The sequence below is a fragment of the Kribbella sp. NBC_00482 genome (assembly GCF_036013725.1).
In the GTDB taxonomy this organism is placed as follows: domain Bacteria; phylum Actinomycetota; class Actinomycetes; order Propionibacteriales; family Kribbellaceae; genus Kribbella.
The window spans coordinates 1,374,829-1,387,433 of sequence record NZ_CP107881.1 but is presented as its reverse complement, the minus strand read 5'-3'; the positions used below and the strand labels follow the sequence as shown (position 1 = coordinate 1,387,433).

The following is a 12,605-nucleotide window of genomic DNA, read 5'->3' as shown; positions in this document are numbered from 1 at the left end:
GCGGGTGGTGGGGGAGTTGGTGCACGGTCCGGCCGGCGTGGCGGGTCGGGTTCGTTCTGCATCACGCGGGATTTGTGCACTGCTTCCTCCAGGGACGGGGTCTACGTCGAGACTCGCGTTTCCGGGCGCGTTCGGGAGACCGGGCGGCCGGTGGAGGAGGGGTTCGGGTTTCTGGTGTGTCAGGCCCGCAGATAGAGCAGTACGGCGAGCACCCGGCGGGATTCGCTGCGGGTGGACGGGATGCCGAGCTTCGCGAAGATGCCGGAGACGTACTTCTCGGCGGCCCGCAGGGTGATCGTCAGCGCGTCGGCGATGCCCTGGTTGGAGGCGCCGGTCGCCATCAGTTCGAGCGCTTCTCGCTCGCGGGGAGTCAGCACCGCGAGTGGATCGTCACCACGTCGGCGTTTCAGCAAGGTGGAGACGATCTTCGGATCGACCGCCGAACCGCCGCCGGCCACCCGCCGTACGGCGCCGACGAAGTCGTCCACGTCGCTGATCCGGTCCTTCAGCAGATAGCCGACACCTTCGGCGGACTCCGACAGCAGTTGCATCGCCAGGCCGAGTTCGAGGTACTGCGACAGCACCAGTACGCCGACGCCCGGATGCTGCTCGCGGATCAGCAGGGCCGCACGCATGCCCTCGTCGTTGTGCGTCGGAGGCAGCCTGATGTCGAGGATCGCGACCTGCGGCGGGAAGCTGCGGACGTACCGCAGCAGGTCGTCGGCGTTGTCGTACGCCGCGGCGACCTCCAGGCCTGCGCTCTCGAGGATCCGCGTGAGTCCCTCGCGCAGCAACACACTGTCCTCGGCGATCGCTACTCGCATGGGAACTCCGCTTCCAGCCGGGTCCCGTGGCCGGCCGGACTCCAGATCCGCAACTGACCGCCGACGGCCTCGACCCGGTCGGCGAGACCGCGCAGCCCGGTACCACGTTCGGTGTCCGCGCCGCCGATCCCGTCGTCGACGACCGCGACGACGATCGCGTCCGCCGACCGGGTGACGCGGACCGACGCGGTGGTCGCCTCCGCGTGCTTGCCGATGTTCGTCAGGCTCTCGCTGACGACGTAGTACGCCGCGACCTCGATGCGTTCGGGCAGCCGTCCGTCGATCGCGACGTCGAGTTCGACGGGTACGGCGGCTTGTACGGCGAGGGACTCCAGCGCGACCGCGAGGCCGTGGCCGGTGAGCACCGCGGGGTGGATGCCGCGCGCCACGTCCCGCAACTCGTCGAGGGAGACCGCGACCTCGCGCTTGGCCTGCAGCAGCCGTGCCGCGGTTTCGCTGCTGTCCTTGGAGTTGTTGGCGAGCAGCCCGAGTTCGAGCGCTAAAGCCACCAGGCGCTGCTGGGCGCCGTCGTGCAGGTTTCGTTCGAGTCGCTGCCGTTCCTTCTGTTCTGCGTCGATGACCCGGGACCGTGAGCCTTGCAGTTCCTGCAGACGGGCACGCAGTTCCACCTGCAGCCTGTTGTTCTCCAAGGCGATTCCGGCCGCTGCCGCGACGGCGTCCAGCAGTTCGCGTTCGTCCTCGAGCGATCGGTCGAACTCCAACGCGATGATCGGCTCGTGATCGCGGTGGATGACCCGGGTCGCACGCCCCTCGTCGGCGCCCCGCAGCGTGACGGCATGACCGTCCGGATCTGCCCAGGTGCCGTACTGCGGTAGCCAATAGGCAAGGGAGAGGGACGGGTCGTGCAGGGCGCGCGCCAGGGGCTCGCGCAGATCGCTGGTCGGGTGTGCGCGCAGTTCCATCAACAGCGCGCCGACGTCGGTGCGGGCCAGCCGGGCGTCCAGCAGGCCCAGCAGGAAGGCGGCCGGCGCGAGGCCGAGCGCGGCGAACGTGATGTGCCGGACCGTTTCGATTTGGGGCCAGCCGCGCAGACCTGCGACGTACAGGAGCGCGAGCATCACCAGTGCCAGTCCGAAGGTGTCGACCAGGAGCGTCACCGGACGTCTCCGCACGAGGCCCGGGTTTGGTCGGCGTACCAGGAGCAGAGCGGTGCCGATCAGCAGCAGGGCGCTCATCGCGATCAGCTGGAACTGCTCGATGCGGCTCGCGAGCGCCGGTTGGGCCGAGATCGCGAGCAGGCTGTCCGGATTGCTGCCGAGCAGGATCTTCGCCAGTTGGAGAACCACGACGTTCACGTAGCCGGCGATGACGACCACCTGGCGCGGGCGGGCCTGCAGCTGTCCGGTCGGATAGGCGAGGAAGACGTGCAGGAACATGGCGGACGGCACCATGTCGAGGAGGTTGCCGAGCGAGTGCAGCGCGGGTAGCGAGGACCACTGCAGAGCGGTCAGGGCCATCACGAACGCGGTGGCGATCATCAGCGGACCGAGGCGGCTCTCCGGGCGGCGCCACCACGCGAGCGTTCCGCTGATCAGGTACGGGATGGTGATCCAGTTGAACAGGAACGCCTGCAGGCCGGGTCGGACCAGCTCGTCACCCGCCATCGCGAGCGCGATCGAGGCGAGCAGCGTGCCGAGACCCAGTACGACGGCCGCCCACAGCACCCACGGCCCGGGACCACGTGCCGGTGCCACCACCCCCACCCCCTACCTGGCCAGCGTGCGCCCGTTCCACGGGCCAGGCAAGGGCTGTGCTTCGGGCTACTTGGTGCCGAAGGAATAGATGGTGGTGGACTTGTAGGTCTCGCCGGGGCGGAGGACCGTCGACGGGAAGTTCGAGTGGTTGGGCGAGTCCGGGAAGTGCTGGGTCTCGAAGGCGAACGCGTCGCCCTGGCGGTAGGCCTTGTTGCCGATGCCGAGGAACGTGCCGTCGAGGAAGTTGCCGCTGTAGAACTGGACGCCTGGCTCGTCGGTGAGCACCTCGATCGTGCGGCCGTGCTCCGGCTCCCAGAAGCGCCCCGCGAGTCGCAGTCCGTTGCTGTCCGGCTGCCCGCCGAGCACGAAGTTGTGGTCGTACCCGCGGCCGAAGACCAGCTGCTGGTGGTCGCCGCGAAGCCGCTTGCCGATCGCGGTCGGCCTGCTGAAGTCGAACGGAGTACCGGCGACCGGAGCGATCTCGCCGGTGGGGATCAGCGTCGCGTCGACCGGCGTGTACTTCGGCGCGTTCAGCTCCAGCACGTGGTCGTAGATGGTGCCGTTGCCCTCGCCGAGCAGGTTGAAGTACACGTGGTTGGTCAGGTTCACGATCGTCGGCTTGCCGGCCACGGTCGCGTGATAGTCGATCCGCAGGTCGTCGCGCTTGTCCAGCAGGTACGTGACGGTGCTGGTGAGCTCACCAGGGAAGCCCATCTCGCCGTCCGGGCTGACGTAGGTGAACGCGACGCCGACGGCCTTGTCGCTCTGGACGATCTTGGCCTTCCACACCTTCTTGTCGAAGCCGAGGGGGCCGCCGTGCAACGCGTTCTCACCGTTGTTGACCGGGATCTGGTACGCCGTCCCGTCCAGGGTGAACTTGCCCTTGGCGATCCGGTTGCCGTAGCGCCCGATGGTGGCGCCGAAGTACGGGCTGAGTGCGGCGTAGTCCGGCAGGTTGTCGAAGCCGAGGCTGATGTTCGTGGTCTTGCCGCGGCGGTCCGGCGTCTCGACCTTCTGGATGGTCGCGCCCCAGGTGAGCATCGAGATCGTCACCCGGCCGTTGGTGAACGTGTAGACGTCCACCTTCTGGTCGTCCGGAGTGGTGCCGAACGGGTCCTTGCGGATCTCGAGCTTGCCGTGGTGTGCGCCCATGGTCCTCAACTTATCCGGCGTACCGGCGGCCTCGGTATTCGCGTTCGCGGTCGTGCTGAGAGCGCCCGCGGCGGCGGCACCGAGGCCCAGGGCGCCGGCGGTCCGCAGGACCTGACGGCGGGGCAGGTGATCGGGCATCGCAATCCCCTCAATCGTTGGAGAAACCAGACTTTGGCACGATAAGCGCGCTGGACCAGTGTTTGGAACAGTTCGGAAGGGTGTGAATTCGTCCGATCTCTTCGGGTTGCTGACGTCCGTGACCAGATCGGTCCGGTCCCAGGCCCGATCGAGCCTTCAGCGGTACGCCGTGCGCGGGCGAGGATGAGGTCATGAGCCGAACCGCACTGATCGTGATCGACGTCCAGGAATCGTTCCGGGTCCGCCCGAACTGGCAGCTGGTGAACCATCCCGACATCGCCGAGCGCGTGGACCGACTGGTGCGGGCGGCCCGGGACAAGGGCGATCTCGTCGTCTGGGTGCTGCACACCGAACCCGGGACCGGCGGCGCATTCGATCCAGCCAACGGCCACGTCCAGCTGATCGACGGTCTCGAACCGTTGCCGGGGGAGCCGATCCTGACCAAGACGTCGCACAACGCCTTCACCACAACGAATCTGCAGCAGCTGCTGACCCAGCACGGCGTCGGTGAGATCGTTGTCTCCGGCATCCGTACCGAGCAGTGCTGCGAGACCACCGCGCGCGTCGCGTCCGACCTCGGGTACGACGTCGTGTTCGTCACCGAGGCGACCGCGACGATGGCGTTGGCGCACTGGTCGATCCGCGACGAGGCGAGCGTCGAGGAGATCCTCGCCGACCCGCGGACCCTGACCGCGGAGCAGGTCGTCGAGCGCACGGAGTACGCGCTGGCCGGCCGGTTCGCCACCATCCGGACGCTCGACGAGCTCACCGGCGTACCCGTGTCATCCTGACCGGATGCGACCTACCCGCGTGGTCTTCGTACTGGTGCCGCGGCTCCACTTGCTGGATCTCGCCGGGCCGGCGCAGGTGTTCACGACGGCGAACGACTTCGGATACGGGTACGAGGTCTCGTACGTCGCCGAATCCGAGGAGATCGCGACCGCTCAGGGCGTGCCGTTGCGGGCCCAGCTGGAGTGGCCGGAGCTCGATGCGGGGGACCTGGTCGTCGTACCGGGATGGCGGTCGCCGCGGTTGTCGCCGCAACCTCCGATCGGACCGGAGTTCCGGGCGCGATTGCGCGCGCATCACGCAGCGGGCGGGTCGGTCGCGAGCGTTTGCTCGGGCGCCGACGCGCTCGGGTGGGCGGGCCTCCTCGACGGGCGGCGCTTCACGACCCACCACGACCTGACCGACGAGCTGGCTGCCCGCTACCCGCGGGCGATCATCGTCCGGGACGTGTTGTACGTCGAGGACGACCGCGTCATCACCTCCGCCGGGATCGCGAGCGGTATCGACCTCGCGCTGCACCTGGTCGCGGTCGGCCGTGGCGCCGAGGCGGCGGCCCGGGTCGCGCGCGAGATGGTCGTCTACGCCCGCCGCAACGGCGACGAACTGCAGGACTCCGCGATGCTCCGTCACCGGGATCACCTCAACGATCTCGCGCACCGAGTCCAGGACGTCATCGACGCCCGGTACGCCGACCGGCTGCCGCTGACCGACCTGGCCGGACAGGTCGGCGTCAGCGAACGCACGCTGACCCGCATCTTCACCGCCGCCACCGGCCTCACCCCGCTCCGCTACCAGCAACTCCTCCGCCTGGAACGAGCCGAACACCTCATCGGCCACGGCACCACGGTCGAATCCGCCGCCCGCACCGTCGGCTTCGAGGACGCCCGCATGCTCCGCCGCCTCCGCTCCCGCACCGCGGAGCCGGTCGCAGGGTGGGCCTAGGTCCACCCCCTCGGGGGGCTCAAGGCTCCTGAGTTCCTTCCGTGCTCGGGCCAGGCTCGTCCTGACCGAACCAACGGAGAGGTGGGGACAGGGTGAGCAGGGGACCAGTAACTGTGCGCATTGCGCGCTGGAGTGCTACTCATCCATGGCGGGCGATCGGCCTCTGGCTGCTGCTCGTCGTCGTCGCGGTCGGGATGTCGGTGGTCATCCCGAAGCAGCAGGCCGAGAACAAGGACACCTGGGTCGGCCAGTCCGGCCAGGCCGCGGAAATGATCGAGAAGGCAGGACTGGCCGAGCACCCGACCGAGACCGTTCTGCTGACCGACCCGGACGGACAGCTGGACAAGGCAGCCGCGAGTGCGGCGATCGCTCAGCTCCAGCAGAAGCTCGCGGCACTGGACTCGATCCAGTCCGTCGGACAGCCTGTCTGGTCGGAGAACGGCAAGGCCGCACTCGTTCCGATGGAATTGAAAGGTACGGCGGACGACGCCTCCGACCACATCGAGAAGATCGTCGCCACCACCGCCGAGGTGCAGCAGGCGAACCCCGACCTGAGCATCACGCAGGCCGGCAGCGGGTCGGTCGACGCGGGGATCTGGAAGCAGGTCGGTTCCGACCTCGCGAAGGCGGAGAAGCTCAGCCTGCCGATCACGTTCGTGCTGATGCTGCTCGCCTTCGGCGCGCTGATCGCGGCCGGGATCCCGGTCCTGCTGGCGTTCTCGGCAGTCGGTGCCGCCCTCGGCTTCTACGCGCCGCTGTCCTATCTGTTCCCGGATGGCGGCTCGGTGGCGAACGTCGTACTGCTGATCGGGATGGCGGTCGGCGTCGACTACTCGCTGTTCTACCTCAAACGTGAACGCGAGGAACGTCTCAAGGGTCGCAACACCCTGCAAGCGGTCGAGATCGCCGCGGCCACCTCGGGGCACTCGGTGGTCGTGTCCGGTCTCGCCGTGATCGTCTCGATGGCCGGCTTGTACGTTTCCCAGGACGCGACCTTCACATCGATGGCGACGGCAACGATCGTGGTCGTCGCGGTGGCGGTGCTCGGTTCGCTGACTGTGTTGCCCGCGCTGCTCGCGAAGCTGGGTCACCGGGTCGACCGGCCGCGCGTCCCGCTGCTGTGGCGGCTCAACCGTCGCATCGGTCCGGGTGGCATCAGCCGTCGCATCCTGGCTCCGGTACTGCGTTACCCGCGCGCCGCCCTGTCGCTGTCCGCGATCGCGGTCGTGGCGCTCGCCGTACCAGCACTCGGGATGAAGACCGAGCCGGCCGATCTGAACACGCTGCCGCAGAGCATCCCCGAAGTACGCACGCTGAAGGATCTGCAGGCGAACTTCCCGTCCCAGGGCGGTCTTTCGTACGCGGTCGTCGCGCAGGGCGAGGGTGCGGTCGCGGCGTTGACAAGGCTGCAGGAGTCCGCCGTACAGAGCGGCAAGTTCGTCGTGCCGCCGGGCGAGACGGTGAAGCAGGCGGAGGGGACCGCGGTGCTGACGTTGGTGTCGGTGCTTCCTGAGAGCAGCGCGAACGCGGACGCCGCACTGAGTCAGTTGCGGACGGAGTTGGCGCCGGCGGCGCTGGGGTCGACGACCTGGGCGGTCGGCGGCGAGTCGGCGGAGTCGGTTGACTACGGCAACAACCAGCGGGACCGGCTGCCGTTCGTGATCGCGTTCGTGCTGGCGTTGACGCTGGTGATGATGGCGGTGACCTTCCGGAGCGTGGCGATCGCGGTGGTGACGACCTTGCTGAACCTGGCCTCGGTCGCTGCCTGCTTCGGCGTACTGGCGCTGGTCTTCCAGCACTCGTGGGCCGAAGGGCTGCTCGGGTTCACGTCGGCCGGGTTCGTGGTGTCGTGGATCCCGCTGTTCCTGTTCGTCATCCTGGTCGGGTTGTCGATGGACTACCACGTGTTCGTCCTCGGCCGGATCCGCGAAGGGGTCGCGGACGGGCTGACGCCACGCGAGGCCGTCCGCAAGGGCATCACCGAGTCGGCAGGTGTGGTGACGAGCGCGGCCGCGGTGATGGTCTCGGTGTTCGCCGTCTTCGCCACTCTCGGGATGCTCGAGATGAAGCAGATGGGAGTAGGCCTGGCCGTGGCCGTCCTGATCGACGCGACGCTGGTCCGGATCGTGATGCTGCCCTCGATCATGGTCCTGCTCGGCCGGAAGGCCTGGTGGCCGAACAAGGTCGCGAACGGGCCCGCGCCGGACGTCCGCGAGCGGGAATTCGCGGCGGTCTAGACCGTTTCGAACCTTTTTGCCGGAGCCTGCGTCTACCTGTCCGAACCGACCAACGAGGGGGATTGGAACATGAAGGTGATGACTGGGGGCAGGTTCCGGTTGGCCGTAGTGGCAGGGGTGGCCGCACTCGCGGTGGCCGGCGGCGTCGGTGCCGCCGGCCTGCGGAACGCGGACGCCGCCACCGAGCAGGCGGTATCCGCGACGGCGCTGAGCCGGTCGTCGATGCTGACCGTCGGCGAGGTCAAGAAGGCGGACGCGCGGCGGGACTGGATCCGGCAGGTCGACAGGGGGATTCTGCCGAAGACCTACTGCGGCCCGGCGTCGACCGAGGGCAAGAAGGTTTCGGCGCGGATGGCTCGCGGATTCACCGACGAGATGGACGCGTACGGCGCACAGTACGTCAGCCAGTACGCGAACGCGGCGACCGCGCGGGCGGCGTACAACTCGATCATCGCGACGCTGAAGAGCTGCACGTACAGCAAGCCGGCGCCGACGCACGCGCGGAAGATCACCGAGAACCGCGTGGTCAAGGGCGCCTCGGGCGACCTCACGCAGGTCATCCGCTGGTACGACTACCCGAAGCCGAACGACCCGGGCAGCGAGGCAGGCGGCTTCCCGTACGCCGTCACGCTGAAGGGCCGCAACGTCTCGGTGCTGGCGTTCAGCGAGATGGGCCCGGGAGTGCCCGCGCCGAACTTCGACAAGCTCGCGCGCCAGGCGGCCGCGAAGATCGGCCGGTAAGCACGGGGACGGCGTGCGGGGGGAGTAGCGCGCCTGGGGGGTGTTGGCCGGGACGGATGAGGGGTCACCGTCCCGGCCAACACTTGTCTTACCTGGAAGCCGCTGTCAGCTTCGTGACCGCGGTGCTCAGCTGCCCGCTGAGCAGAGCGTGGTCGGCATCGGAGATGAGCTTCGATGCCGGCTCGTTCAGGTTCTGGCCGACGTGATTCTGCGCCATCCACCGCGCCACGCCGACGACCGCATCGTCCTCGGCGAAGGTGTCCGACTTGGTGCGCTCCAGGAACTTGGCGGCCTGAGCGCTCGCCGCCAACGCGATGGTTGCCTGCGGCCCCGACCAGTCGCGGACCTGGAGTGCGACACCCGCTGCGATCCCGGCCGCCACCGCGTACGGATCGTGCTTGCGCAGCAGGGTGTTGCGGGCGTCGGTCAGCGCGGCACGGGCTGCGGCTTGGGTCGTGAGACCCCAGCCGAACGGGTACTGCGGGTTGTACGACGCATCGCCGACGTTCAACGGTTGCTGGTCCTCCGCGCGCGGCCAGCTCACCGGGAGGCGCCCGCTGAACGGGGTCTTGCCGAACAGCACGTCCGCGACCCCGGCGCCCTCGGTTCCGGGCAGCCACGACGCGACCAGTGCGTTGATCTTGCCTAGCTGGTCCGCGATCACCTGCGGACGACCGGACACGATCAGTACGACGCACTTCATCGCGCCGCAGACCTTGTCCACGGCGGCCTTGTCGGTGTCCGAGAGCAGCAGGTCGTGACCGTTGCCGACATCCCCGATTCCCTCGGCGTACGGGCGTTCGCCGACCACGACCACGCCGACGTCGTGACCCTCGAGCGGCGCTGACGCGTCCGCGCTGAACGTCGCGTCCGGCGTCACCTGCTTGATCCCGTCGAGGATCGTCGTACCCGTGGTCGTCGCACCGGAGCCGCCCTGCCAGCTGATGCTCCAGCCGCCCATCTGGTTGCCGAGGTCGTTCGCGTTGCTGCCGGCGACGTACACCTTGGCGGTCGATGCCAGCGGCAACAGATTCCCGTCGTTCTTCAGCAGCACCTGGGATTCCGCGGCTGCCTGCCGACCGACGGCGCGGTGCGCGGCCGATCCGATGGACGCGGCGTTGGAGGTGTCGGCGTACGGGTGCTCGAACAGGCCGAGCTTGAACTTCTCGGTCAGGATCCGGCGGACCGCGTCGTCGATCCGCGTCATCGGGATCCGGCCGGCGCCGATCTCCTCGGTCAGGCCCTGGGTGAAGCCCTGGTAATTCGTCGGCACCATGATCATGTCCAGGCCGGCGTTGATCGACGTACGGATGTCGCTCGCGTAGTCGCCGGGCAGCTGGTCGATCGCCTGCCAGTCGCTGATCACGAACCCGTCGAAGCCCATCCGCTGCTTCAGCACGCCGTTGATCAGCTCGCCGTCCCCGTGCATCTTGACCGGCGCGGCGCCGTCGACCGACATGCTCGAGTACGACGGCATCACCGTGCCGATGCCCAGGTCGACCGCGGTCTTGAACGGCGCGAGATGGATCGTCTCCAGCTGCTGCCGGGTCACCTGCGTGATGCCCTGGTCGATCTTGTACGAGCCGGTCGTCGAGCTGCCGTACGTCGTACCGCCGTCGCCGACGAAGTGCTTCGCGGTGGCGAGGACGCGGTCGTTGCGCGCGAGCTGACTGCCGTCCGCCTTGCCCTGCAGGCCGGTGATCACGGTCGCCATCGACTGCACGAGCGCCGGATCCTCGCCGTACCCCTCGTACGCGCGGCCCCAGCGGTCGTCGCGGACCACGCACACGCACGGCGCGAAGTCCCACGGGATGCCGGTGGCGCGGACCTCCGTCGCGGTCACCTCGCCGGTCTTCTGCGCCAGCGACGGATCGCGGGTGGCGCCGACCGCGATGTTGTGCGGCAGGATCGTCGCGCCGATCACGTTGTTGTGCCCGTGCACCGCGTCGACGCCGTAGATCAACGGGATCTGCAGGCGGGTCGCCTGCGCGTTGAGCTGGAAGGTGTCGATCATCGCGGCCCAGGCGGCCGGGGTGTTCGGGGTCGGGACGGAACCGCCGCCGGACAGCAGCGAGCCGAGCGCGTACGACGCGATGTCCGAGCGGGACCGGAGCGCGTTCCGCTCGGCCTGGGTCATCTGCCCGACCTTCTCCGCCGTCGTCATCCGGGCGAGCAGGTCGGAAACACGTTTCTTGATCGGGAGTTTCCGGTTCAGGTACGGCAGGTCGTGCGCGTCGATCACCACCACCGGCTGGGTCGCCGGGGCCTTCGCGCCGATGACCGTGAGCTCGAGGGGAACGGTTTCCGCGACCTCGGCGGAACGGTCTTTCCGGGTGGTCACGGAAACGTTCTGCGACGTTCCGGAAACTGTTCCGGCCGGGAACGTGATCGTTCCGGAAACAGGTGTGTAGTCGTCGGCGCCGGCCGTTCCGGTTCCGGTCTTGTAGTCGACGGTCACCGGCTCCTCGAGCGGCGTACCGCCGGTGGTCCCGACCGAGACCTTCACCTGCGCGGTCCCGCCCTCCTTGAGCGGGTACACGTCGGCGTCGGTCACGACGCTGTTCTTCAGCGCCGGGTCGGCCTTGCCGAAGACCTCGACCTGGTCGATCGCGAACTCACCCGGTGCGCCGGCCGGCATCGTGAACGCGTAGCCCCACATCTGGGTCAGGTTCAGGATGTGGTCGATCCCGCCGACGGGCTGGTAGTCACCGCGGTACACGAGGTCGCTGAACGGGATCTCGACCAGGTGCCAGCCCTGCCAGTCGTCGGTGAAGCTGGTGTTCCACAACTCCGACGCCTCGGCGTTCGCGCCGCCGTCCTTGATCTCGAAGAAGATCCGCTTCCCGGAGCCGGGCGGAAGCGGGGCGGTGTTCTGCCCGTACCACCAGAACCGGATCCCCTTGTACGGCGACCAGTCGCCGGGGTTCACGTCGTACGTGACGTCGTGGCTGAACCCGCCCCACCCGCTGATGTCGTACGTCCCGTGCAGCACCTTCTCGCCGGCCGGCGCGTCCGCCCGAGTCTGCAGCTCGAGCGTCGGCGGGTCGTCCGCGTCGCTGCCCCAGGTGAAGATCCCGGGGTTCGGCGGCGCCGCGAACGGCTCCGCACCCTCGAACGCCGCCAACGTCACCGGCGCCGGATCGTCGGCCGCCGCCGGCGTCGTCACCAGCAGTCCGCCCAGCAGAGCAGCCGCCGCGACAACCGCCACCCGCCCTCTCCGGCGATCCACGGATCGAGAACCAGACCACCAGAGCATGGCGACTCCTCACAGCGACACAGCGGGACACAGGGGGGACACAGAGCAGGGCGCTCGGGCCCGACTCTCAGCCCTCCCCGAACCCGGGTCAAGAGCTCACCGGTTCCGGAACTAGAGCGCTCTCACGGTGTCGCCGACCACGATCGGCCGCATGTGCGGCCGCGGCCTCGGGTGGTACTCGGACCGGACGAGCTCCGGGGCCTCGACGTGCACGGTGCCGAGCGAGGTCGTGCGATGGTCGGTGACCCACTCGATCAGGGCGTCCGGGTCCGCGATGTCACCCGTGAAGTGCAGGAGATTGAGGTACCAGATGTCGCGGCGTTCGGTCTCGTACCAGGCGTCGGGCCCGAGTTCGTGGGTGACGTGGTCGCTGAAGGTGTCAGCGGCCGAGTCCAGCGGCTCGGCGCAGGCCATGACCGAGCCTGCCGTAAGCGTCAGGCCGGTGACCCGGAACCCGATCGGCCACCGAGCACGCGAGGTCGCGCGGTGCAACGCCGAGAGGTAGCGGGCGGTGGTCGGATCGTCGTCGGGGACGTGCTCGCGGCGGGGCTCCAGGGCGCGGACGGTCAGGTGGACGGAGCCGAGTTGCCCGGTCTGCCAGTGCCCAGGCCCCGCCAGCTCCGCCGCCTCCTGCGTGACGGCGTCCAGCGTGTGCGCGAGTCGGCTTTCCGGTACAGGCCGCAGTACAACGGAGAGCGGCCAGCGCCCGCCTTCGCGGGGCAGTTCGTCGCGCTGGTGGTCGCCGGCTGTGATCCGCGGTATCGCGGCAGTGAACAAGTGGTCGAACTTCGTGGTCTCGATGATGAATCCT

9 protein-coding genes are annotated in these 12,605 nt (G+C 68.7%); 4 read left to right on the top strand and 5 right to left on the bottom strand.

Annotated features, from left to right (window positions below; all coding sequences use genetic code 11):
- Window positions 1-179 precede the first annotated feature (179 nt).
- From OHB24_RS06975 to OHB24_RS06965, 3 genes are all read right to left on the bottom strand, one after another.
- Window positions 180-824 carry a response regulator transcription factor gene (locus OHB24_RS06975; RefSeq protein ID WP_327638114.1) on the bottom strand — a complete coding sequence of 215 codons (645 nt, stop codon included), beginning with the start codon at window positions 822-824 and terminating at the stop codon, window positions 180-182.
- Window positions 815-2,539 (bottom strand): sensor histidine kinase, encoded by a 1,725-nt coding sequence (locus OHB24_RS06970; protein WP_327638113.1) that lies wholly within the window; start codon window positions 2,537-2,539, stop codon window positions 815-817. Before OHB24_RS06970 ends, OHB24_RS06975 begins: the two co-directional genes overlap by 10 nt.
- A gap of 66 nt (window positions 2,540-2,605) precedes the next feature.
- Complete coding sequence (locus tag OHB24_RS06965) at window positions 2,606-3,829, bottom strand: aldose epimerase family protein (protein WP_327638112.1); 1,224 nt, start codon at window positions 3,827-3,829, stop codon at window positions 2,606-2,608.
- Between the two features lie 191 nt (window positions 3,830-4,020).
- Here OHB24_RS06965 and OHB24_RS06960 point away from each other — a divergent pair, with 191 nt between their 5' ends.
- The 4 genes from OHB24_RS06960 (at window position 4,021) to OHB24_RS06945 (ending at window position 8,538) form a co-directional block, all read left to right on the top strand.
- Window positions 4,021-4,620: a cysteine hydrolase family protein gene (locus tag OHB24_RS06960; protein ID WP_327638111.1), complete on the top strand. Its 600-nt coding sequence runs from the start codon at window positions 4,021-4,023 to the stop codon at window positions 4,618-4,620.
- A gap of 4 nt (window positions 4,621-4,624) precedes the next feature.
- Window positions 4,625-5,560 (top strand): GlxA family transcriptional regulator, encoded by a 936-nt coding sequence (locus tag OHB24_RS06955; protein ID WP_327638110.1) that lies wholly within the window; start codon window positions 4,625-4,627, stop codon window positions 5,558-5,560.
- A gap of 113 nt (window positions 5,561-5,673) precedes the next feature.
- Window positions 5,674-7,797 (top strand): MMPL family transporter, encoded by a 2,124-nt coding sequence (locus OHB24_RS06950; protein ID WP_327638109.1) that lies wholly within the window; start codon window positions 5,674-5,676, stop codon window positions 7,795-7,797.
- A gap of 78 nt (window positions 7,798-7,875) precedes the next feature.
- Window positions 7,876-8,538 carry a hypothetical protein gene (locus tag OHB24_RS06945; RefSeq protein ID WP_327638108.1) on the top strand — a complete coding sequence of 221 codons (663 nt, stop codon included), beginning with the start codon at window positions 7,876-7,878 and terminating at the stop codon, window positions 8,536-8,538.
- An 88-nt stretch (window positions 8,539-8,626) separates the two neighbouring features.
- Here OHB24_RS06945 and OHB24_RS06940 read toward each other — a convergent pair whose 3' ends face one another.
- Together OHB24_RS06940 and OHB24_RS06935 are read right to left on the bottom strand one after the other, a co-directional pair.
- Entirely contained in the window at window positions 8,627-11,746 is a 3,120-nt protein-coding gene (locus OHB24_RS06940; protein WP_327638107.1) for a glycoside hydrolase family 3 N-terminal domain-containing protein, read from the bottom strand.
- 159 nt (window positions 11,747-11,905) lie between these two features.
- Window positions 11,906-12,571: a hypothetical protein gene (locus tag OHB24_RS06935; protein ID WP_327638106.1), complete on the bottom strand. Its 666-nt coding sequence runs from the start codon at window positions 12,569-12,571 to the stop codon at window positions 11,906-11,908.
- Between the last annotated feature and the right edge of the window lie 34 nt (window positions 12,572-12,605).